At 61.6% G+C, this 22711-nt stretch carries 21 protein-coding genes and 3 tRNA genes; all 24 read left to right on the forward strand.

Going from position 1 to position 22711, the window contains the following annotated elements; genetic code table 11:
• Positions 1-912 precede the first annotated feature (912 nt).
• The 24 genes from JMJ95_RS12005 (at position 913) to JMJ95_RS12120 (ending at position 22707) form a co-directional block, all read left to right on the forward strand.
• Positions 913-988: transfer RNA gene (locus tag JMJ95_RS12005), tRNA-Lys, on the forward strand.
• A 7-nt stretch (positions 989-995) separates the two neighbouring features.
• Positions 996-1071 (forward strand) — tRNA-Glu (locus tag JMJ95_RS12010).
• Positions 1072-1083: 12 nt separating this feature from the next.
• Positions 1084-1159 (forward strand) — tRNA-Thr (locus JMJ95_RS12015).
• A gap of 196 nt (positions 1160-1355) precedes the next feature.
• Entirely contained in the window at positions 1356-2006 is a 651-nt protein-coding gene (locus JMJ95_RS12020) for a histidine phosphatase family protein (protein WP_290685645.1), read from the forward strand.
• 60 nt (positions 2007-2066) lie between these two features.
• The gene (locus JMJ95_RS12025; RefSeq protein ID WP_290685648.1) at positions 2067-2753 is read left to right on the forward strand and encodes a sigma-70 family RNA polymerase sigma factor; all 687 of its coding nucleotides are present in this window, start codon (positions 2067-2069) and stop codon (positions 2751-2753) included.
• Positions 2754-2806: 53 nt separating this feature from the next.
• Positions 2807-3412, forward strand: a complete 606-nt coding sequence (locus tag JMJ95_RS12030; RefSeq protein ID WP_290685650.1) for a hypothetical protein — start codon at positions 2807-2809, stop codon at positions 3410-3412.
• Positions 3413-3450: 38 nt separating this feature from the next.
• Positions 3451-5235 (forward strand): outer membrane protein assembly factor, encoded by a 1785-nt coding sequence (locus JMJ95_RS12035; protein WP_290685653.1) that lies wholly within the window; start codon positions 3451-3453, stop codon positions 5233-5235.
• A gap of 57 nt (positions 5236-5292) precedes the next feature.
• Positions 5293-6531: a hypothetical protein gene (locus tag JMJ95_RS12040; RefSeq protein WP_290685656.1), complete on the forward strand. Its 1239-nt coding sequence runs from the start codon at positions 5293-5295 to the stop codon at positions 6529-6531.
• 31 nt (positions 6532-6562) lie between these two features.
• Positions 6563-7630, forward strand: a complete 1068-nt coding sequence (gene lpxD / locus JMJ95_RS12045; RefSeq protein ID WP_290685657.1) for a UDP-3-O-(3-hydroxymyristoyl)glucosamine N-acyltransferase — start codon at positions 6563-6565, stop codon at positions 7628-7630.
• Positions 7630-8499 (forward strand): UDP-3-O-acyl-N-acetylglucosamine deacetylase, encoded by an 870-nt coding sequence (locus JMJ95_RS12050; protein ID WP_290685660.1) that lies wholly within the window; start codon positions 7630-7632, stop codon positions 8497-8499. Before lpxD ends, JMJ95_RS12050 begins: the two co-directional genes overlap by 1 nt.
• A complete protein-coding gene (gene fabZ, locus JMJ95_RS12055; protein WP_290685663.1) occupies positions 8492-8956 on the forward strand; it encodes a 3-hydroxyacyl-ACP dehydratase FabZ in 465 nt (154 codons plus the stop codon). The genes JMJ95_RS12050 and fabZ overlap by 8 nt, the downstream gene beginning before the upstream one ends.
• Complete coding sequence (gene lpxA / locus JMJ95_RS12060) at positions 8953-9786, forward strand: acyl-ACP--UDP-N-acetylglucosamine O-acyltransferase (protein ID WP_290685666.1); 834 nt, start codon at positions 8953-8955, stop codon at positions 9784-9786. Before fabZ ends, lpxA begins: the two co-directional genes overlap by 4 nt.
• Positions 9761-10234 carry an HAD family hydrolase gene (locus tag JMJ95_RS12065; RefSeq protein ID WP_290685668.1) on the forward strand — a complete coding sequence of 158 codons (474 nt, stop codon included), beginning with the start codon at positions 9761-9763 and terminating at the stop codon, positions 10232-10234. Before lpxA ends, JMJ95_RS12065 begins: the two co-directional genes overlap by 26 nt.
• A 1-nt stretch (position 10235) precedes the next feature.
• A complete protein-coding gene (locus tag JMJ95_RS12070; protein WP_290685671.1) occupies positions 10236-11345 on the forward strand; it encodes an LptF/LptG family permease in 1110 nt (369 codons plus the stop codon).
• 22 nt (positions 11346-11367) lie between these two features.
• Positions 11368-12210 (forward strand): LpxI family protein, encoded by an 843-nt coding sequence (locus tag JMJ95_RS12075; RefSeq protein ID WP_290685673.1) that lies wholly within the window; start codon positions 11368-11370, stop codon positions 12208-12210.
• Positions 12207-13355: a lipid-A-disaccharide synthase gene (locus JMJ95_RS12080; protein WP_290685676.1), complete on the forward strand. Its 1149-nt coding sequence runs from the start codon at positions 12207-12209 to the stop codon at positions 13353-13355. Before JMJ95_RS12075 ends, JMJ95_RS12080 begins: the two co-directional genes overlap by 4 nt.
• Positions 13352-14452: a cdisaccharide synthetase gene (locus JMJ95_RS12085; protein WP_290685678.1), complete on the forward strand. Its 1101-nt coding sequence runs from the start codon at positions 13352-13354 to the stop codon at positions 14450-14452. Before JMJ95_RS12080 ends, JMJ95_RS12085 begins: the two co-directional genes overlap by 4 nt.
• Positions 14449-16227 carry an ABC transporter ATP-binding protein gene (locus JMJ95_RS12090; RefSeq protein WP_290685680.1) on the forward strand — a complete coding sequence of 593 codons (1779 nt, stop codon included), beginning with the start codon at positions 14449-14451 and terminating at the stop codon, positions 16225-16227. Before JMJ95_RS12085 ends, JMJ95_RS12090 begins: the two co-directional genes overlap by 4 nt.
• Positions 16224-18506 (forward strand): tetraacyldisaccharide 4'-kinase, encoded by a 2283-nt coding sequence (lpxK, locus tag JMJ95_RS12095; RefSeq protein WP_290685682.1) that lies wholly within the window; start codon positions 16224-16226, stop codon positions 18504-18506. Before JMJ95_RS12090 ends, lpxK begins: the two co-directional genes overlap by 4 nt.
• A 309-nt stretch (positions 18507-18815) precedes the next feature.
• On the forward strand, positions 18816-18986 hold the full coding sequence (locus JMJ95_RS12100) for a hypothetical protein (RefSeq protein WP_290685685.1): 171 nt from the start codon (positions 18816-18818) through the stop codon (positions 18984-18986).
• 267 nt (positions 18987-19253) lie between these two features.
• Positions 19254-20162 (forward strand): 3-deoxy-8-phosphooctulonate synthase, encoded by a 909-nt coding sequence (kdsA, locus tag JMJ95_RS12105; RefSeq protein ID WP_290685687.1) that lies wholly within the window; start codon positions 19254-19256, stop codon positions 20160-20162.
• 1 nt (position 20163) lies between these two features.
• Positions 20164-21219 carry a KpsF/GutQ family sugar-phosphate isomerase gene (locus JMJ95_RS12110; protein ID WP_290685690.1) on the forward strand — a complete coding sequence of 352 codons (1056 nt, stop codon included), beginning with the start codon at positions 20164-20166 and terminating at the stop codon, positions 21217-21219.
• A gap of 46 nt (positions 21220-21265) precedes the next feature.
• Complete coding sequence (locus JMJ95_RS12115; RefSeq protein WP_290685692.1) at positions 21266-22486, forward strand: glycosyltransferase N-terminal domain-containing protein; 1221 nt, start codon at positions 21266-21268, stop codon at positions 22484-22486.
• On the forward strand, positions 22483-22707 hold the full coding sequence (locus tag JMJ95_RS12120) for a hypothetical protein (protein ID WP_290685694.1): 225 nt from the start codon (positions 22483-22485) through the stop codon (positions 22705-22707). Before JMJ95_RS12115 ends, JMJ95_RS12120 begins: the two co-directional genes overlap by 4 nt.
• The last annotated feature ends 4 nt before the right edge of the window (positions 22708-22711 follow it).

A 22711-nucleotide genomic window follows, 5' to 3' on the forward strand; every position in this document is an offset into this window, starting at 1 on the left:
GGCTTCACGCCCGAAGGATCTCGCTCTTGCCTGCCGTTCTGAGGGGGGCTTCACGCCCGATCGCGCAGCATCCCCGAAGGGGGAGGATCTCCGGTTTGATTTCTTCGTCCCTCAAGACCGAGATTCTTCGGGCTTCGCCCTCAGAATGACAACAAGGGGCAGACCCTTCGGCCAAGAAGGCCGGCCTCAGGATGACAAACAAAAGCCCCCGGCGACGTTTTTTTTGTCGTCCTGACGGCGTACTTTTTGCCGGAAGGACCTCGGGCTTGTCCTTGCCTGTCATCCTGAGGGCGGCGTCACGCCCGATCGCGAAGCATCCCCGAAGGGGGAGGACCTCGGGCTTGATTTCTTCGTCCCTCAAGACCGAGATTCTTCGGGCTTCGCCCTCAGAATGACAACAAGGGCCAGATCCTTCGGCCAAGAAGGCCGCCCTCAGAATGACAAACAAAAGCCTCCGCGACGTTTTTTTTGTCGTCCTGACGGCGTACTTTTTGCCGGAAGGACCTCGGGTTTGATTTCTTCGTCCCTCAAGACCGAGATTCTTCGGGCTTCGCCCTCAGAATGACAACAAGGGGCAGACCCTTCGGCCAAGAAGGCCGGCCTCAGGATGACAAACAAAAGCCTCCGCGACGTTTTTTTTGTCGTCCTGACGGCGTACTTTTTGCCGGAAGGACCTCGGGCTTGATTTCTTCGTCCCTCAAGACCGAGATTCTTCGGGCTTCGCCCTCAGAATGACAGCGAGGGGAAAATCTTGGGGTTGATTTAGGGGGCGCCCGCCCCCGGATTTTTCGCTCTGCCCAGAAAGACAAACTTGATAAGAAAAGAAGACTATTTTTTAGAACAATCGGTTTTCCGGCTTGACGCCCTCTGATTTTTGTGTAAAATAATCACTTGCGCACGCCGGAAAGAGTCGAGCCGTTAGCTCAGCTGGCAGAGCACCGGACTTTTAATCCGGGTGTCGTGGGTTCGACTCCCACACGGCTCACCAGTTTTACGGTCCCATCGTCCAGTGGCCTAGGACACAGCCCTTTCAAGGCTGTGACACGGGTTCGAATCCCGTTGGGACCGCCATTTTTGTTACGCGCCGGTGTAGCTCAGTTGGCAGAGCAGCGCACTCGTAATGCGCAGGTCGGCAGTTCAAGTCTGCCCGCCGGCTCCAGTAATAGCAAGGGTTCCCGAGATGTGCGGGGGCCCTCTTTCTGTATGTCCCGGATTCCTCATAGCTTCCCGTTTCCCCGGTAAATACCCCCCGAATCACCGGCGCCTCCTCCGGCCGATTCCGGAAAGAACGTCTCCGATAAGCCCCTTTTCATGTTATCATCGTCGCATAAAAAATTCGCTCTGCGGAGGCTATTGTGCCCAGAAAAAGAATTCTCCTCGTGCGCCATGGAAAGACGGAATGGAACGGGTTCTCCCGTTTCCAGGGAAAAAGCGACGTCCCCCTCGATGACGAAGGAAAATGCCAGGCAGAGCTGCTGGCGGCAAGACTGGCGGGCTGGGAACCTGCCGCCGTATTTTCGAGTACCCTGTCGAGGGCCCGGGAGACGGCGGAAGTTCTCGTGTCCCGCAATCCCGGAGTTTCTCCCCTTCTCCGGGAGAACCTGGCCGAGAGTGGCTTCGGAACCTGGGAAGGCCGTTCGATCCACGAGATAGAGTCCGCCGACCCCGAGTCCTTCCGCCGGTGGATGGACTCTCCCTTCGAAAATCCCCCTCCAGGAGGCGAATCCTTTGCTTCCGTGGAATTCCGGGTGAGGTCGGCTCTGGACGAAATCCTGTCAACTGATGGGGAAAGGATAGTGGTCGTGAGCCACGGAGGAATCCTCCGGGCCATGCTGGTCCTTCTGCTGGACCTCCCTCTTCGGACGGTCTGGAGAATGAAAATCGCCAACTGCTCGCTCACGGGCATCGACGTGGGAAAGAGAGGTGCTTCCCTCGCCTTTCTGAACGACGACCTGCACACGAGGATGTCCGGGGAGGGGACGGAAATACCGCTTCTTCCCGTTTAGACTTCTCTTCCTGTTGCTGATACAATTGACCGTGTTGCGAAACAAAGGAGGCGCAGGGCCATGCCCGACCGGGAGCAGGATGTGAATACCGGGGAACTCCATGTCTTCCCTGGAAAACAGGAGGTAGAAAGTCGTGTCCTTCCGGGACGAAGGGAGTCCCGGGGTCAGTCCGGCAATGAAAGAAGCCTTTCCCCCGAAAGGGAAGAAGAATTGTGGCGAAGGCTCTCCGCCTTGGGCGACGAGGATGCCAGGGACGAGATCATCATAGCCTACAGACCCCTTGTCTTCTGGCTGGCCCGGAAATTCCGCGTTCGGCCGTCCTCCTACCAGGATCTCATCCAGGAGGGAATGGTGGCGCTGATCCGCGCTGTGGACAAGTTCGAGCCCGAGCGCCATCTCCGGTTCACCACCTACGCCTTCTACCGGATCAAGGGACAGATGGTGAATTTTCTCCAGAGGAGCGAGCTCAAGGCCCCCATTCCTGTGGACGACGACTATCTCATGCCTGAGGATTCCTTCGCCCCGGATTCCTTCGAAACCCTCATCGCCGTTTCAGAGGAAATGCACCGTCTTCCCGCCAGGGAGGAAGACGTGGTGCAGGCGCTCCTCGTGGAAGGCCGGGACGCGAAGGATGTCGCCAGGAAGCGGGGCATCGACATCAGCCATGTCTATCGGCTCAAGCGGAACGGGGTGGCGAAGCTGCGCAAGCGGCTCAGCCCGGAGGGAGACACCACAAACAGGGCCTGAAACGGGATAAAGATAATGCGGCACAGACTCTTATCTCCCGGAGGGACTGCAACATGGAAAAAAAGATCGCCCGAATAGTCCGGTGGCTCGACAGATGTTCCAAGGCTTGTTCTGCAAAGTCATGGCAGAGCGCTCTTCTTGACATGGAATGCGCCAAGGCCGAACTTGACGAAGCCAGGAGCGAGCTTTGGGCCAGGGCGGAGGGAAGTTCCCAGGCATCTCCCGTGATCCGGAAAGTTGGGCGGATCAGCCTTGCAGCCGCGCTGGGCCTCTTTCTTGTCCTCTCGGTTGCCGGCCCCCTCTCGGTCCAGACAGCCCGGGAAACGGTGTCCGTTGCGTCAGGCCCCTCTCTCGAGTGGGTCTCCACCGATGAAAAAGCTCTTCTGTCCGCCCTTCGGCGGAGCCTGAGCGACGCTAATATGGCCCGTCTTTCCACGGAACAGGGGGAAGAACCTCCGGCCCGTGAGTCAGTGGCTTCGCCTGCTGTACGACCGGCTGACAACAGGAGGAATCTGTCCGTCCGCCAGGGAAGGAAAAATGGAAACCTGCAGATTGACTCCTCTTCCGGCAGGGAATTTGATACAATAATAAATCTGGTGCAGATAGGGCAAAAGGCGCTTCGGGAAAGAGAGTCCGCGATTCGTTTCGATGCCCCGTAACGAAGATTTTTCTCAATTTCCGGAAGGAGAGATCGTGTGTGAATGTAGATCTTAAAAAACCGTGGCGGGTCCTGGTGTTCCTCTTTGCGGTGCTCATGTTGCCGAATGCAGCCGGCTTTGCCGCCGAACCCCTTGTTTCTTCCCTCGCCGTGGAGGGAAACAACCACGTGGTGGCGGAGCATATTCTCGGGGTCGTGGCTACCCGGGTCGGGGAACCCCTCAGCAGAGAGCAGCTTCAGTCGGACGTGGAGGCCATTTACAATCTCGGTTTTTTCTCTTTCGTGGACATCAACCTTCAGAACATAGCCGGAGGAGTCGGTGTAACCTATATCGTGAAGGAGAACCCGGTGGTCGAACAGATCACCTTTTCCGGCAACAACATCTATAAGGACGAGGAGCTCATGAAGGTCGTCTTCACCATGCCCGGCACGGTGTTCAACAGAGTCTTCTTCCGGAACGACCTTGACCGGATCCAGGAAAAATACCACAAGGACGGCTACGTCATGGTCAAGATCGCCGACGTTGTTGTGGAAGGCGGCCTTATCGACGTGAAGATTGTGGAGCCGAAAGTAGGCAACATCATAATCCAGGGGAACAAAAAGACGAAGACCAAGGTCATTGCCCGGGAGATCAAGCTGAAGAAGGGCGATCCGTTCAACGCGACCATACTGCGCCATTCTTTGAATAAACTCCAAAACAAGGGGTTTTTCGAGGATGTCAATGTGGGTTTCGAACCGGGAGATGATCCGGAACATGAAACGGATATCATTGTCACCGTCGTGGAGCAGAAGACAGGAAGCATTGGAATTTCGATGGGCCACGGTACTTCCAGCGGCTGGTCCGGAGGCATAACCTACACCGATACCAACTGGCGGGGACTGGGGCATATAGCTGAAACGGGTTTTGAGCTCGGAGACAATGAACAGTACTGGATATCCTACACGGAACCTTATATGGATGCTGATACCTATGGCTGGAAGGTCGGGATTTACAAACGGAAATGGGAAGACAAGTATTACTATTACGATAACGTAAAACGACTGGAATACAATGATGATGTCCAGGGGATCTATTTCGGCGCGGGAAAAAAATTCAGGAGGGACGACCGGTTCAGCTGGTATCTGACGTTTGACTGGCGGGACGCTGATTTCACGAATGTTCAACCGGTTCTTCCGGAATACAAGGACTACGAAAAGAACCTTTTAAAGGGCAGGGTTTTTTCCCTCACCGGGACGCTTACAAGAAACAATTCCGATCCATACCTTAGTTACCCCAAGGGCGACATTATCGATCTCAACGTCGAGCATGCCCTGGAGGCCCTCGGGGGAGATTATGGCTATACGAAGTACTGGCTGCAGGCCAGGTATTATACCCCCTTCAAGGGGTTGGGGGACCTTATTGACACCCAGTTCGGTTCAGAAGACAACCCGGCTATTTTTGCGGCAAGGATGCGGATAGGCTTCTCATCCGGACTCATGCCCACGTCTTCTCTGTATTCCCTGGGGGGCTCCAATACAATCCGAGGGTACGACAGCGGCACTTTTGAAGGAACCGAGATGTTCCTTGGCAATGCTGAATTGCGCATACCGGTCGATAAAGCTTTCGGTGTGGTGGTATTTTATGATACGGGAAATGCCTGGACCGACGAGGAAAACAGACCCTACGGATCTTCCGCCGAGAGCGGGAGCTTCAGCCTCTCCGATCTGCACAGTTCATGGGGATTCGGCGTTCGGGTCAAGACTCCTTTGGGCAACGTTCGAGTCGACTACGCCACTGGGGACTATGAATCCCAAACCCATTTCGGCTTCGGGGATATGTTCTAGTGGAGCGGGGGACGGAGCACGGTGTCCCCGGCGGGGGAATCATTGGGAGGCAGGATAATGATATTGCGGGCTGTGGCGGTGCTGGTCCTCGCCGCAGCCCTCCTTTTCCCGGATCCGGGCGGAGCGGCTGTCGTCATTGAAGGAGCGCCCCTCTGGCTCAGGAAAAGGATGGAGCGGAGTGCCGCCACAGTCTGGGCGGAAATCCGGCAGGACGGTTCTTCCTCGGCAAGTGACGGCCTTCGCCTGCTTTCACTGGTGGCGGAGAGGGTTTTCGCCGGGTATTCGGTGGTGGATTCCTTTTACCGCGGAGAAGATGCCGTCTTGCGGCTCAGGCCCGTGGAAAGAACAGCATCCTGGCGGGTGGAGATCTTCCAGCCCCAGCTCGCTTCACCCGTAGGGGGGTGGTTCCGGGAGGATGTTTCCGGACTCGGAGAAAAGATCAGAACCCACTTGGGTGATCTTCCTGTGGATGCCCTTTCCTGGGCGGACACCCCCCTCAAAGAGCTCATCGATACGCTCTGTTCCCCCCGCCTCCCCGGCTGGAGCGCCTCGCTGCTCGTGAGGCTCGAACAGGAGGGGCCCATCCTCAGGGTATCGTTTATTCCCCGGCCCCCCTTTGTCCTGGCGGTGGTTCCCAGGGTCTCGTCAGACACCCTTCCGGTGATGCTCCGGTCCGACCTGAACGAAAACATCCTGCGGACCCTTTCGCCGGTGGTGGGGCTGCCCATCGAATGGGTCTCCGCCCACAGTGAAAAGGTAGAAGAGATGGCCGCCGAATCGCTCCGGCAGACGAATATCGTGGGGAACACCCGGTCCGTTGTGGACGTGTCCTTCAAGCCCGCCCAGATTGCGACGGCCGACGCCTTTGTGGACAGCCCCAAGTATTCCGTCCGCGCATGGGTGGCCGCCTATGCCGGATCCGATACGAAATACCCGGAAATCGGCCTCCACGCGGGAAGAAAATTTCTTCCCGTATCGGGATGGGACATGGAGTTGTACGGCGAATGGATTCTGACCGCCAATGATTTTACCCTCGAAAGCCGCTGGGGGATTCGCTGGAGTCCCTGGAAAAATGTCCTTGCCGGGGTCGAACAGGCATATCCAGGCAACGTCACCTGGTACCGCCTCTGGATTGAAGGGGGTGTGCGGGCCCCCTACCTCTGGTGGCGGGTCAGCGAGGACGGGGATCACCACGCTGGGGCGGGGTACCGGTTGAACCGGAGGATTTCACTGGAAATTTACTACGACGGCCGCGACGATGACAAGATCAGCATCAGGGCGCTGAGCGACCTCTGAACGCTGCCGGCGCAAAACGGAGAGAGAGAATATGAACAGTGAAAGAAAACAACTGGGTGAAATTGCCCGGATACTCAGAGGAACGGTCGTCGGCGACCCCGCTGCTGAAGTAAACCGGCCGGCCTCGCCGAGCGGAGCTCTCGCCGGGGATATCTGCGCTGTGTGGGATGTCCGGGACCTGGAAAAAATCAAGGCCGGGGTTCACCTCGTTGCTTCCCCTGATGCCTTTGCCTCCCGGCCCGGACTGTCCGGAATTTCGGTGAACGACCCTCGGGCAGCCTTTCCGGCCCTACTTTCCCTTTTCGCGCCCGTCAGAAAGGGCGGGGGAATCCATCCGTCTGCGGTGGTTTCTCATCTGGCCACCGTCTCTCCCGACGCATGGATCGGGCCTCTCTGCGTGGTGGAAGACGGCGCCGTGATCGGGGAAGGAGTCCGGCTCAGGGCCAATGTCTTCGTGGGCGAGGAATGTGTCCTCGGTTCGGGAACGGTGGTCGAACCCGGAGCGGTCCTCCTCGAAAAAGTCCGTACCGGAAAGAATTGCCTCATCCACGGGGGTGCGGTCCTGGGGTGCGACGGTTTCGGTATTGTCCCAGCGGAGGAGGGGAACGGCCCCGTCAAAATTCCCCAACTCGGCGGCGTGGTTCTCGGCGACGAGGTGGAGATCGGAGCCTGCACCACCGTGGACCGGGGAACCCTGGACGACACGATCGTGGGCAGTTTCACCAAAGTGGATGACCATGCCCATATCGCCCACAATGTGGTTATCGGAAAAAACTGCATTATGGTGGCCATGACGGGCATCGCCGGAAGCGCCGTCCTCGAGGACAACGTCATCATGGCGGCCAGAAGCGGTGTGAATGACCATACGCGGATCGGCAGGGGGGCTACCGTGGCCGCAAACGCCGGTGCCGTCAAGGATGTGCCTCCCGGAAAGGTGGTGTCCGGGTTCCCTGCCAGGGACCACTGGGAGAACTTCCGGGTCCAGGCGGCCCAGCAGCGTCTGCCGGAGTTGCTCCTCCGGGTCCGGAAGCTCGAGCAGGCGGTGTTTTCTCAGGAGGAATGCCGCCCGGGAAAAAAACGGAACGGAGACGGGCAGTAATGGAGTACCGTCTGCTCACCAGGGAGATTGTTTTTTCCGGAAAGGGACTCCACACGGGAGAAGACTGCCGCGCGACCTTGTCGCCCGGCCGTTCCGGGGAAGGGGTGACGGTGGGCCGGGGGGGGGAAGCTTTCCCTCTCGCCGGTTGCACTTTCTCCGGTACAGGGCGGGGGACGGAAGTCTTCCTTCCCGGCGGCCAGTCCGTCAAGACCCCGGAGCATCTTTTTGCCGCCCTCTACGGCCTCGGCATCTGGTCTGTCCGCATTTCGGCGGAAGGACCGGAGGTTCCCGCCCTGGACGGCTGTTCCGCCGCCTTCGCGGAGGCCCTCCTGGCAGGATCACGGCCGGTAGCGGAAGGGGAAGAACAGCCGGAACCTTTTGCCCTTTCCACCCCCATCGCCGTCGAAGATTCGGCCCGCAACGCCCTGGTGTTCGCCTTCCCTTCCGGCGAGCTGTCCCTTTCTTACGTCATTACCTACGAAGGCACTCCCATAGGGACCCAGGCGGCAGACTTCCGACTTTCTCCGGGAAGCTTCGGTGCCTTTCTTGCCCCTTCCCGCACCTTCGCCCTCGCATCGGAAGTACAGTCCCTTCTCGACCGGGGGCTGGCGAAAGGGGGAAGCCCGGAAAACGCCGTGGTGGTGGGAGAAACATCCGTTTCCGCCGCCGGAGGGCTTCGGTTCCCCGATGAATTCGTCCGCCACAAGATTCTCGACCTCCTGGGCGATCTCTACCTTCTCGGCTGCCCTCTCCGGGCCCGGGTGGTCGCCCTGCGGGCCGGTCACGCCCTGCACTGCCGCCTCGCAGAGAACCTGTTGTTTCTGTCCTGTTCCAGACATTTCCCAAAAAAGGAGACGAACCATGTTTGACATCCAGAAAATCATGAAGTGTCTTCCCCACAGGTACCCTTTTCTTCTCGTGGACAGGGTGCTTGAAATTGACGAGCAGCACGCCGTGGGCATCAAAAACGTCACCATTAACGAGCCCTTCTTCCAGGGGCATTTCCCCTCCGAGCCGGTCATGCCCGGTGTCCTCGTCCTTGAGGCCATGGGACAGGTGGCGGCCATGATGATATCCACCCTGCCCGGAAGCGAAAACCTCATCACTTTCCTCACCGGGGTGGAGAAGGCAAAGTTCAGGAAGCCGGTGAAACCGGGCGACCAGCTCGTCACCACCGCGGAGATGATAAAACGCAGGGGGAAGATGGGCAAGGTCCGTACCGTGGGCCGCATCGACGGGGCCGTGGCCGCCGAAGCGGAGTTCAGCTTCGTGGCCGCTGAAACCCTGGACGCTCCTGCCGGGAAGGAGGAGACCGAAAAAGCATGATCTCAATCCATCCCACGGCTCTCGTTTCCCCGGGGGCCGAACTCGGACCGGACGTGACGATCGGCCCGTACTGCATCGTCAAGGACCATGTGAAAATCGGGAGCGGCACGGTGCTCTCCTCATTCGTCACCCTCCTCGACTTCGTGGAGATCGGCGACAACTGCCGCATCGCCCAGAACGCCGTTCTCGGCGGCGAACCCCAGGATCACGGCTTCAAGGGAGAGGAATCCTGGGTCAGAATAGGCCGGGATGTCATCATCCGGGAAAACGTCACCATCCACAGGTCCACCGGTGAAGGCACTGTTACCGCTGTAGGCGACGGCTGCTTCATCATGGAGGGCGTCCATCTCGGACACAACGTGGTCATCGGGAAGAACGTCACCATGGCCAACAAGGTCGGCATGGCGGGGTTCTCCTCAGCGGGCGACGGGGCGGTTCTGGGCGGCATGGCCGGAGTCCACCAGTTCGTCCGGGTGGGGAAGCTGTGCATGATCGGCGGCCTGTCCAAGATCGTGAAGGATATCCCCCCCTTTCTCATGGCGGACGGACATCCAGCGGGCATTTTCAGCCTCAACAAGGTGGGGATGCGCCGGGCGGGGTATGACGGTCCGGCGAGGGCGGCGGTAAAATCCTTCTACGACAGACTGTTCCACAGCGGCCTTCCTTTTCGCAAATCTCTGGAACAACTGGCCGCGTCGGAGGAAGGCATGAGCGATACCGCCCGTGAGATAATCGATTTCTGCGCAGGGTCGAAACGGGGAGTTTCCCTGTGGCGCCGGCGTCACAGTGTGAGAGAGGACCGCCATGACGATCAGGCTCCTGGCGCTTGATGTGGACGGAACTCTCACCGACGGCGGCGTCTACATGGACGGCGAAGGGGCCGAGTTCAAGCGGTTCGACATCCGGGACGGCATGGGGATCGCCCGTCTCAGAAAAGCCGGTGTGGAGATCGCCCTGATCAGCGGAAGGCATTCGGAGGCCACGGAGCAGCGGGCCCGGGATCTCGGCATCACCCGGCTCTGCAACGGCGTGGCCGACAAGATGGCCGTCCTGTCGGCCATCGTGGAGGAATTAGGGATCACATTTGCCGAGACGGCCTTTATGGGGGATGACGTGAACGACGTGGAATGCCTCCGGGCGGCCGGTCTGGCTGTGGTTCCGGCGGACGGCGTGCCCGAGGCCAGGGCCGCCGCGGATTACGTGACTTTTTCCCCGGCGGGGAGAGGGGCGGTCCGTGAGGCCGCCGAACTCATCCTCGCCGGAAACGGAGGGCAGTGACGTGGCGGGAAAAGGCAGAACCTTCGGGCTTCTCGACAGGTACATTCTGAAGGAGCTTTCAGGCTCCTTTCTTTTCGGCGTCACGGCCTTCACCATGGTCTTCGTGGCGGGCGACCTGCTCTTCCAGGCGGCGAACCTCATGATCGAACAGGGGGTCTCCCTTTCGCTGGTGACGCGGCTCTTTGTCTACCGTCTCCCCGAGGTCGTGGCCATGACCCTTCCCATGGCGAGCCTCCTGTCGTCCCTGCTCACCTTCAGCCGCCTGTCCACGAACAGCGAGCTGGTGGCCCTGAAAGCGGCGGGCATCCCCTTCCACCGCATTCTCCGTCCCGTCTTCATCGCCTCCATCCTGGTGGGGATCGTGGCCCTCGTGGGCAACGAAACCCTGGTCCCCTTCTCCAACAGGGCCGCTGAAAACCTCATGAAGTTCGAGGTCATGCGGGAGAAGCCCTCCATGCTCAAGGAAAAGGTCTTCCTCCGGGAGGAAAGCGGGGGCGTGCTCCGCCGGGTGATCTACCTTGACCAGCTCAAGGCCAGGGAGGGCACCATGAAGGACGTGATCATCCAGGAGTTCGAGGGGGGACGCCTCAGCCGCATCTCCCTGGCCGACAACGGAATATGGGGCGACGGAGAATGGTGGCTCCGGGACGGACAGGTCTTCGAAGTCACCCCGGAAGGCAGGGTCAACCCCCTTCTCCGGTTCGAGCGGCAGAAGCTCCAGCTGAACCTGACCCCGGCCCAGGTGGAAAAGGCTTCCAGAAAGCCCTCGGAGATGAGCTCCGTGGAACTTCTGGCCCAGATTGCCCTTCTGTCGAAGGAAGGGCGGAACCTGGCTCCCCTCAAGGTGATGTTCCATCTCCGCCTTGCCCTTCCCTGGGCAAGCGTTGTGCTTGCCGTGCTCGGCGCCAGCCTCGGCGTCCGCTCAAGCAGGGCGGGGCCGGGGATCGGATTCGGTCTCAGCGTCCTCATCGTCTTCGCCTATTACGTCACCATGTCCTTCAGCCGTGCCCTGGGCGAGGCGGGATACCTCTTCCCGGCCATAGCCGCCTGGATTCCCAACGTGGTCTTTCTCCTCGTGGGAGGATACTTCGCCCGCCGGGCAAACGGCTGACATGCTGAAAGGGTTGATTTTTATGAAAAACATGTCAGGCTCCGCCGCCCTCATCGCCGGAGAAGGCGTCCTTCCTGAAGAAACCGCCCGGCAGATGGTCGGAGCCGGGATGGACGTCACAGTCTATTCCTTCACGGGCGGAGCGGAGGACCGGTTCCCCTTCCTTCCGAAGGACCGGGTGCTTTCCCTGCTCTCCCTCCCCGGATGTGAAGGGAAGCTGAGTCTTCAGGCCCTCCTCGCCGACCTCAGGACCAGGGGTATACTGTCCGTCTGCATGGCGGGGCTCATCCCCAAGACCATCATGTACGGCGACGGCACGGCGGATTCTTCCCTCCTCGGGATGCTCTCGCCCGGCACAAACGACGATCACAGCCTCCTGGGCCGCATTGTGGCGGCCTTCGAGAGCTTCGGTCTCCAGGTCCTCCCCTACGCGGGGTTTGTAGGTGAGAGCCTGGCGGCGGAAGGATTTCTCGCGGGCCGGGAACCCTCTGACAATGAACGGGAGGATGTGAGCTGCGGAAAGCGGATTCTTTCCGTCACCCTTCCCCTCTCCTTCGGCCAGTCTGTGGTGGTGGCCCGGGGCGCCGTGGTCGCCGTGGAAGCCATGGAAGGCACCGACGAAATGATCCGCCGGGCGGGGAAACTGCTTTCAGGAGCGCCGGGCGTTGTGGTAAAGATGATGCGCCCCGACCAGGACATCCGGTTCGATCTCCCCACGGTGGGGACGGGAACCCTCCGGGCCATGTCGGCTGCGGGGCTGACTTGCCTCGCCGTGGAGGCGGGACGGGCCATCATCCTGGACCGGCCCGGGTTCGCCTCCCTCGCGGAGAGTCTCTCCATCGCCGTGGAGGGCATTACCCCGTGACGCAGGGCGGGAGGGGCATCTTTTTCAGCTGCGGCGAGGTCTCCGGAGACGGGTACGCCGCCGCCGTGCTGGACGCCTTGCGGAGGAGGGGATTTACGGGGTCCCTCTTCGGCATGGGCGGCCCCCTCGCTGCCGGTGCTGGAACGGAGATTGTCTCCGACTCCAGGGCCCTTCATCTCATGGGCGTCGCGGACGTCCTTCCCGCCATTCCCCGTCTTCTGCGGCTGAAGAAAAGCCTCGTCGACCTTGTGATCTCCCGTCGGCCCGGAGCCGTGCTCCTCATCGACAGCCCGGACTTTCACCTTCCCCTCGCCGCCTCGCTCCGCAGGAGCGGATGGCGGGGACCCATCGTCTACGCCGTGCCTCCCACGGTGTGGGCCTGGCGTTCCGGGAGGGTGAAGAACCTCCGCAGGGACACGGACCTCTGCCTTCCCCTGTTCCGGTTCGAGCACGAGTATCTTCTCCGGGCCGGGGTCAATTCGGCATGGATAGGGCACCCCCTCGTGGATGAATTTTCAGGGCCCCTCCCGAAGGAATCCGACCCGAAGCGGATCGCTCTCCTCCCGGGGAGCAGGCGGTCCGAAGTTTTCCGACTCCTGCCGCCCCTGGTGGAATGCGCTTCTTTTTTGAAGGACAGGGGGTACCGTCCGGTGTTCTCCATCGCTCCGGGAATGCCCGAAGATATCAGAAAGCGCCTGCGGGACGAACTGAAGGGCCATGAAACCTGGGAAGGCCCCGGGCGGGAACTCCTGGCGTCGAGCGCTGCCGCGGCGGGGGCGAGCGGCACCGTCGCGGTGGAGGCCATGATGCTCGGCAAATTCATGGCCGTTCTCTACAGGGGAGGCTTTCTCTCCTGGCTCGCCTGGAAGGCCCTGGTGAAGACGCCCCGCATTTCCATCCCCAACCTCCTTGCCGGAGAGGAACTGTACCCGGAGTTCATTCAGGGCAGGGCCACGGGCAGGAATGCCTTCTCGGCTCTCATGGGCTTCCTGGAGGACGAGCGGGTCGCGGAACAAGTCCGGGCGGGCCTCTCGTCGGCCCGAAGCGCCATGGGGCTCCCCGGGGCCGTGGATTTCTGGGCGGAGCGCCTTGAAGCCCTATTTTCGGCTCAAGCAGGAATCCCAGGGAAAGGCGTGGGCGCATGAAGTCCGTCCTTCTCCTCGCCAACGGCCCGGGAGAGCTCTGGGGATGGGTCCGTCCCGTGGCGGCGGAACTGAAGCGCCGTTCCCGGAATGTAACCCTCCTTCTTCTTCCCTGCCAATTTGCCTCCGGCGAGGAGCGAAGAGTGGCGGAAAACCTAGCTCCTGACGAACTCCGGGGACCTTCAGGTCTCGCGGGAACGCTGAGGGACGCCCTTGTTCTGGGGCGCACCGCCGAGGCCGTCCTCCAGCTCGGGGGTGACCCGGCCTGGGGCCGGATCGCCGCCTGGGCTGGACGGGCCCCTCTTTTGTGCTATGCTTACGGCAGAAAAAACGGCCTTTCCTCCTTCGACAGGGTCTTCACAGCCTATCCTCCTATGGCGGAACTCATGGGAGAAGGTGTACAGGTAGTCGGGGACCTGGTCAGGGATTCGCTCGCCCTCGACGGGCAGGATTTCTCCGGGGACGATGCGGCGCCGGCGGTCCTGTTTTTCCCAGGGAGCCGGGCCGCCATCCGGGAGTTTTCCTTCCCCTTTCTCAGGGAAATGCTGCCTTTCCTGAAGAACCGGGCCCCGGGATGGCGTTTCAGCGTCGTCCTCTCTCCGTTTTCCACCCAAGGAGAGGAGGAGGCGTGGCGCTCTGCGGGCTTTTATTCCGCCAGGGGCGCTGAAGCATTCAGGGGAGCGGAGTTTGCCGTCACCCAGCCGGGGACCAATACTCTGGAACTCATGTACCGGAGAATTCCCTTCTGCGTGCTTGTGCCCTTCACCTCTCTGCGGAAAATTCCCCTTCCGGGGCTTCCCGGTCTGTTCGCCTCCCTCCCGGGGATCGGGCCGAGTCTTCGGGAAACGGTTCTCAGGCGCAGGAGGAAAAAAATGGAACTTCTGGCCTGGCCGAACCGACTCGCGGGAAGAATGCTGGCGGAAGAATTTATCGGGGACTATTCCCCCGAAACGGCGGCGGAGTTCGTGATCTCGTGGCTCCGGGACCGGTCCAGGAGGGACGGGCTCCGGGACGCCCTCGGGGAAGTGGCCGCATCGGCTCCTCCCGGCGCCGCCGCTGCCGTCGCCGACGAAATAGAAAGGATGGCTGTCAGGGAATGAGCCTGAAGACTACCCAACAAGGCGGCGAAAGCCGGGGAAAGAAATCGGTCTACCTTCGGCTCCTTGCCTGCGCCCGCCCCTACCGAAAACGGTTTTTCCTCGCGGTAGGGTGCATGTTCCTCGCGTCGGCCTGCAACGTGGTCCCTCCCTGGCTGCTCAAAAACGTGGTGGACGATGTCCTCATCGCCCGGAATACGACCATACTCAACACCCTTCCTTTCCTCCTGGTGGCCCTCTTCGCCGGGAAGGGCATCGCCTCCTACGGCCACCAGTACCTGATGAACTGGGTGGGGCAGAACGTGGTCATGGATCTTCGCCTGCGGCTTTACGACCACATCCAGAGAATGTCCCTCCGGTATCTCTACGGGAACCGCCTCGGTGAGATCATGTCCCGCATCACCAACGACGTGACCATCCTCCAGAACCTGGTCACCTCCGTGCTGATCAATCTTGTCGTCCAGTCGGTCTCCTTCCTCGGCATGGTGGGCTTTCTGCTGTACATCAACTGGAAACTCACCCTCATCACTTTCGCCATACTGCCCCCCACCGTGCTGATCCTCGACCGGGCGTCGAAGAAGCTCCGGGTCGTGGGACACACCATCCAGAGCGAGCTCGCGGGGCTCTCCGCGGTGGTGCAGGAGGCCTTTTCGGCGGTGCGGATCGTCCGCTCCTTCGCCACGGAGGACCTTGAGCTATCCCGCTTCCGCAGGAGCAACCGGGAGAACTTCAGGGCGGTGATGCACGGCGTCCAGGTGCAGGCAGCCCTGGCAGCAACCATCGAGCTGGCCCTCATCACCGCCCTGGCCCTCATCCTCTGGCTCGGCGGAAGGCAAGTCGTCGGGGGCGGCCAGACCCCCGGAGAGCTCATCGCCTTCCTTGGGTACCTTGCGTTCCTGGTTCAGCCCATCCGGGCCTTCACCTCCGTGATCGGCTCCATGCAGCTCGGCCTCGCGGCGGCCGAGCGCATCTTCGGCCTTCTGGACATTCCCGGGGAGGTGGAGTCCCCGGCGAACCCGGTCCCCCTGGGGGTGCTGGAAGGGCGCATTGCCTTCCGGAACGTCACCTTCTCCTACACCGAAGGGCAGCCGGTCCTCAGGGACATTTCCCTTGAAATCGCCCCCGGAGAAAAAGTGGCCCTGGTGGGACCCACTGGTTCGGGCAAGTCTACTCTCGCCGACCTCATCCCCCGGTTCTACGACCCCGACAGCGGAACAGTCCTTGTGGACGGCGCGGACCTCAGGAGGGTGAACCTCCGGGAGCTGAGAAAGCAGATCGGGATCGTTCCCCAGGAGTCCCTCCTGATGAAGGGGACCATCGCCTTCAACATCTCCTACGGCCTGCCGGAACTTTCTCCGGAGCAGATACGGGAAGCCGCGGACATCGCGGGCATCCTTTCCTTCATCGAATCCCTCCCTGAAGGGTTCGAAACGGAGGTTGGGGAGCGGGGCGTCACCCTGAGCGGAGGGCAGAGGCAGCGTATCGCCATCGCCCGGGCGGTGGTGCGCAACCCGAGGATCCTCATCCTCGACGAGGCCACATCCTCCCTGGACCTCGAGGTGGAGCGGCAGGTCCAGGAGGCCATGAACCGGGCCATGAAGGGACGGACCTCCCTCGTCATCGCCCATCGTCTTTCCACAGTACGGAATGCCGACCGGATCGTGGTCCTTGACGGCGGGCGCATTGTAGAGCAGGGGCGGCACGAGGATCTTCTTGCCTTTGGTGGAATGTACAGCAGGCTCCACAACCTCCAGTTCGACCGGGGAACGGGAAAATGAGCCTCCTCAAGAGCTACCTTTCCTTCGCCCGGGGAGAAACGGCCCTCTCCCCCTGGGGAATCACCTACCCCTTCGGGGTTGTGGCCAGGGCCGTGGTATCCCTCCGGAACTTCGGCTACGACCACGGCCTCGTTCCTCCCGTGGAACCTCCCCTTCCTGTGGTCAGCGTGGGGAACATCACCCTGGGCGGGACAAACAAGACTCCCTTCGTGGAAATGCTCTGCCGCATGTTCCTCGAGGCGGGTATCCCCGTGGGGATTGTCAGCAGGGGGTACGGCGGCACAACCAAGGATCCGGTGGTGCTCTCCTCGATCACCCTCCGGGAAAGCGACGGCTTCTGTGCGGAAGACATCGCCGCCCTCCGGGGGCTCGTGGGGGACGAACCGTTGCTGCTGGCCTCCCGGCTGCGGGGCGTCCCCGTGGCGGTGTCCAAGGACCGGCTCCGTGACATTGAAGCCCTCTCGGACAGGAATGTGAAGCTCATAGTCGCCGACGACGCCTTCCAGCACCGGCGGATGGCCAGGGACGTGGATATCGCCCTGGTGGACGCCTGCTGCCCCTTCGGGAACGGGTGGGTGGCCCCCGCCGGCATTCTTCGGGAACCTCCCGCGGAGCTGTCCAGGGCATCCCTGGTGGTGATCACCAAGGCGGACCAGGTACCGGTCGAAAAGCTGCGCACCCTGACGGACGAGATCCGGCGCTTCGTGCCGGAAGAGAAGATTTTCTATTCCCGGCTCTCGGTTCCCACCTGGAGGCGGTGGAACGGGTGCTGGAGTGCGGAGTGCTGCGAAGCCCCCCGCACCGTCCTTGCCTTTTCCGCCATCGGAAGCCCGGAGAGTTTTCGGAGATCCCTGGAGCAGCAGGGAATAACCATCGTCAGGGAACACCGGTTCAAGGACCACCACCGGTACGGCCGGGAAGACATGGAGATGCTCGAAAAAGCCTTCGCCGGGTGCGGGGCGGAAGCCATGACCTGCACCGAGAAGGATATCTACAACCTCCCCACTGACTGGAGACCCTCCCGGGACATCCTCGTCCCCCTCATCTCCACGGAGCTCGACGACGAACCCCGCTTCCGGAAGGCTCTCGCGGGAGCCCTCCGGCCCAGGATCGTGGTGGCGTCCAACGGCTACGGCGAAGACTCCATGGGAGCCCTCCTGGCGAGAAAGTTCAGAGAACGGTTTCCCGTTGCGGCCGTCTCCTCCTTTCCCATCGTGGGCAAGGGGGAGCATTACCTCAGGGAAGGCATTCCAGTGGACTCGGTCCCCGAGGATTCTCCCAGCGGCGGGGTCATCAAGTATCGCCTGTCCGACCTTTGGAGAGACCTCCGGTCGGGCCTTCTCCGCTCCATCGCCAGGCAGATGGGGGCGTGGAAGCGGCTCCGGGGGGCCATCCGCACTCCCGTCTGCGTGGGGGATGTCTACCTCCTGCTCCACGCCCTGTGGGGCCAGGGGCAGCTCCCCGTCCTGGTGGCCACGGCCAAAACGGTTTACCTCAGCGGTCACTGGCGGCTCGAACGGTTCATCATCAAGCACAGAAGCCGCATCGCCTGGACCCGGGACAGGGACACCGCCGAGGAACTTCTCCGGTCCGGCGCCACTGCCCGGTTCGACGGCAATCCCATAATGGACCTGACCTGTGATAATACTATCGAGAAGGTGGCATGGGGCGAAAAGGACGGTTTTCGGGTTCTCCTCCTGCCCGGCAGTCGCAGCAGGGCCTACCAGGACGTCCGGCTCCTTCTCGACGCCGTGGAGCTGCTGAGCGAACGCGTTTCCTGCTCATACCTCATGGTCATCGCCCCCACCCTCGACATGGAGGAACTGCTGGCATCCTGCCGGGGCTGGACCTCCTTCGAAGAGGACGGACGGAAAGGAATACGGAAAGGAAAGGCAACCATCTCCCTCTTCTTCGGTCCCCTTCCCGCCGTCACGGAGGGAGCCCACCTGCTCATCGGCCTGGGCGGCACGGCGAACCAGGTCTGTGCCGGTATGGGTGTACCCGTGGTGTCCATAGAGGAGAAGGGGAAGTTTGTGCAGAAAAAACTGCTCGGAGAATCGGAGCTCCTCGTCCCGCCCACGGCCCGGGACCTTGCCGGCGGCGCGGAGAAAATACTCGCCGATGAGGAACTCCGCCTCCGGATGGCCAGAGAGGGACGGGAGCGCCTCGGCGGTCCCGGCGCCCTCGACATGGTGGTGGAACACACCGCGTCCGCCATGGGATGGGAACTCCGGTGCGAAGTGTATTCGACGCTGTCGGAGCGCTGGGGCAGCGTATGATTTTGTCAACCGGAAGCGTTTTTTTTCTGTCCGCCATGGGATGGGAACTCCGGTGCGAAGTGTATTCGATGCTGTCGGAGTGCTGGGGCAGCGTATGATTTTGTCAACCGGAAGCGTTTTTTTTCTGTCATCCTGAGGAGCGCAGCGACGAAGGATCTGCCCTTGATTCTGACCTGCCTCAAGGGATCTCGATACTGGTCCGCCCTGAATCAAAAAACCAGATCCCTCGTCGCATAAAACCGCTCCTCGGGATGACAAGCAAAGTCGAACAAACAAAGGATGAGTACTAACACTAGGAGATGATTCCAGATGAGCGATAAAGAACAAAAAGCGGCCTTCACCCCGGTCCGGGTGGCAGACCTTTCCGGCGAGGGACGCTGGGATTTTGTCAACCGGAAGCGTTTTTTTCTGTCCGCCATGGGATGGGAACTCCGGTGCGAAGTGTATTCGACGCTGTCGGAGCGCTGGGGCAGCGTATGATTTAGTCAACCGGAAGCGTTTTTTTTCTGTCATCCTGAGGAGCGCAGCGACGAAGGATCTGCCCTTGATTCTGACCTGCCTCAAGGGATCTCGATACTGGTCCGCCCTGAATCAAAAAACCAGATCCCTCGTCGCATAAAACCGCTCCTCGGGATGACAAGCAAAGTCGAACAAGCAAAGTCGAACAAACAAAGTCGAACAAACAAAGTCGAACAAACAAAGTCGAACAAACAAAGGATGAGTACTAACACTAGGAGATGATTCCAGATGAGCGATAAAGAACAAAAAGCGGCCTTCACCCCGGTCCGGGTGGCAGACCTTTCCGGCGAGGGACGCTGGGATTTTGTCATAGGGGAGGGGAGCCTCGCCCTGATCGCAGGCCCCTGCGCCCTGGAAACCCCCGAACTGGGACTGGAGATCGCCGAGACGGTGCGGGACCTCTGCAGGCCCCTGGGAATCAACTACATCTTCAAGGCCTCCTTCGACAAGGCCAACCGCACGTCCCTGAAAGGATTCCGGGGCCCCGGCCTGGAAGAGGGACTCATCCACCTGGCCCGCATCGGCCGGAAGGCCGGCGTTCCGGTGCTCACAGACATTCATGAATCATGGCAGGCCGATTCAGCCGCCCGTTCCGTGGACATCCTCCAGATACCGGCCTTTCTCTGCCGCCAGACGGACCTTCTCCTTGCCGCAGCCCGGACCGGCAGGCCCCTCAACGTGAAGAAGGCCCAGTTTCTCGCCCCCTGGGACATGAAGCATGTCCTGGAGAAATGCCGGGAGGGCGGAGCTCCTTCAGTGATGCTCTGCGAGCGGGGGACCACCATGGGGTACGGCCAGCTGGTGGTGGACATGCGGTCCCTGCCGGTCATGCGCTCCTTCGGTTGCCCCGTGGTCTTCGACGGCACCCACAGCGTCCAGATGCCGGGAGCCGCGGGCAGCGCAAGCGGCGGCGACCGCCGCTTCATCCTTCCCCTTGCCAGGGCCGCCGTCGCCGCCGGGGTGGACGCCCTTTTCCTGGAAACCCACCCCCGCCCGGAAAAAGCCCTCAGCGACGGCCCCAATCTCGTTCCCCTCAGGAAGATGAAGTTCCTCCTGGAGCAGCTTGCCGAGCTCCACTCCCTGGTGAGGGACAGACTCGGCATGCCGTCCCTGGAGTGGGCCGGGGAGGATCGATGACATGATCTGCCTTCCCTGGGAGCGGGAGGGGCGATGCCTCTCCGATGAACAGCTCCTTGAGGCCGGAAAGGGAATCCTTCGGTCCGAGGCGGCCGAGATCCAGCGGGCGGCGGACAGGATGGACATGGAGCTTGTCCGGGCCGCCAGGATCATCCACTCCTGCAGGGGGCGCCTCGTGGTGGCCGGTATGGGCAAGTCGGGGATCATCGGCAGGAAAATCGCCGCGACCCTCGCTTCCCTGGGTACGCCCTCCTTTTTCCTCCACGCGGCTGAAGGTTCCCACGGCGACCTGGGGATGGTCTGCCGGGACGACGCCGCCCTCATCCTGAGCAACAGCGGGACCACGGCGGAGGTGCTCTCCATCCTGCCCCACTTCCGGAGGCTCGGAGCGCCCATCATCGCCATAACGGGAGGGCTGAAATCGCCCCTGGCCCAGAACGCCGACGTGGTCCTCGACTCCTCGGTGGTCTCCGAGGCCGGCATCCCGGCGGAGGTCACCCCTGCTGACGGCACGGGACAGGACGAGGACGCCCTGAACCTGGCCCCCCTCTGCAGCACCACCCTCCAACTCGCCATAGGGGACGCCCTCGCGGGGATGGTGACGGAACTCCGGGGCCTTCGCCCGGAGGATTTCGCCCTTTTCCACCCGGGGGGAGCCCTGGGCCGGCGGTTGCTGACACGGACCCGGGACGTGATGGCCACGGGGGAGAAGCTTCCCATAGTGGGGCTTTCCGTGAAGGTGAGCGACGCCCTCTTCGAGATGACCAGCAAGGGATACGGGGCCACCATCATCGTGGATGACCGGGGGGACCTGGCGGGAATCTTCACCGACGGCGACCTCCGGCGGCTCATCGCCCGGAAGGGCGTGGAATGCCTCTCCGAAGAGGTGTCGGGAGTCATGATCGCCAACCCCCTGGTGATCGCCCCGGACAAGCTTGCCGCGGAAGCGGTCCGGATCATGGAACAGCGGGAGATCTCCGCCATCATCGTGGTGGAGGGGAAGCGACCCGTGGGCATCCTCCACCTCCACGATCTTCTCAAGGCGGGGGTGGCCTGACCTGAATCTCCTGCTGTACCGGGCCCTCGTCTCGGCGGTCTACCCGGTGGTCTACCCCTGGCTGGCGAAGAAATACGCCCCTGGCCTGAACGAGCGGCGGGCCCTTTATCCCGGGGAGAAGGCAGGCGGGTTTCCTGAACGGCCTCTCTGGATCCATGCTGTTTCGGTGGGGGAGGTGCAGTCCGCCTGGCCTCTTCTCGATCTGCTCGCTCGGGAGAATCCGGGAGAGCAGATCCTCCTCTCCACCACTACCGCCACGGGGCGGGAAACGGCCTTCCGCCTTGCTGACGGGCTTTTCGGAGAACACATCTACTACCCCTGGGATGTCCCTCGGATCGTCCGCCGGTCCCTCGACCGGATCCGCCCGAAAGGGTATATTGTGATGGAGACGGAAATCTGGCCCGCCATGCTCATGGAGCTGAAGAACCGCTCCATACCTGCCTTCCTGGCCAACGGACGCTTCTCCGAGAGGACGGCCCGGAATGTCCGGAAGCGTCCCTCTTTCTGGAGGCATGTCTACAATCTCTTTTCCCTGCTGCTGGTGCGCTCCGCCGCCGACCGGGATTTCCTGGCGGATCTGGGGGTTCCGGGAGAAAAGGTCCGGGTCACCGGCGACTGCAAGGTGGATGCCCTGCTGCTCCGGAAACGGGCGGCGGATCTTACCCGGATCCGGAAAATTGTGGCGGGACAAGGCCCCGTCTTCGTGGCGGGAAGCACACACCAGGGAGAGGAATCGATCGTCCTCGCCGCCTTCCGGCACGTACGGGCGCGGATCCCTGAAGCCCGGCTGGTCATTGCCCCCCGCCATCCGGAGAGAAGCGGGGACGTGCTGGAGGCGGCCTCACGGACGGCGGAAGCCGCCCTTCTGTCAGAAGCCGAACGGCCCGGCGGGGCATCATGGGACATCCTCGTGATCGACCGGATCGGCGTGCTCTTCGACCTCTACGGTGTGTCCGACGGCGCCTTCATCGGCGGCAGCCTGGTGGACAAGGGCGGGCAGAACATCATGGAACCCGCCGTTTTCGGGATACCCTTTTCCCACGGCCCCTACATGCGGGATTTCGTGGAAGCGGCAGGGGAGCTGGAAAAACTGGGGGCGGCAACCCTCGTCAGGACAGAGGCGGAAATGGCCGCCCACTGGGAGCGGTGCCTGGACCGCAATGAACGGGAAAAGGCGCGCCTCGCCTCCGGTGCCTACTTTCAGGCTGCGGGGGGAGCCGCGAGGGTCACTCTCGAAGAAATCCGCAGGGAGATGACAAAGAAATGACCATCAATGAACAACTTCTGAATGAATACTACGGGTCCTTCGGTGAACGCTCCAGAGCGGCCCTGGACGAAAGGGCGGAATCCCCTGAGCGGCTCCCGATCCTGGAGCCCGGCTGCCCCATGACGGCGGCGGTCGCCCGGGTGAAGGGCGGACAGAGCGTGGACACGCCCGATGACCTGGAGAACGTGCGGGCAATCTTCCGGGAGATGGAAAAGGAGTGATACC

Source organism: Aminivibrio sp., assembly GCF_016756745.1.
In the GTDB taxonomy this organism is placed as follows: domain Bacteria; phylum Synergistota; class Synergistia; order Synergistales; family Aminobacteriaceae; genus Aminivibrio.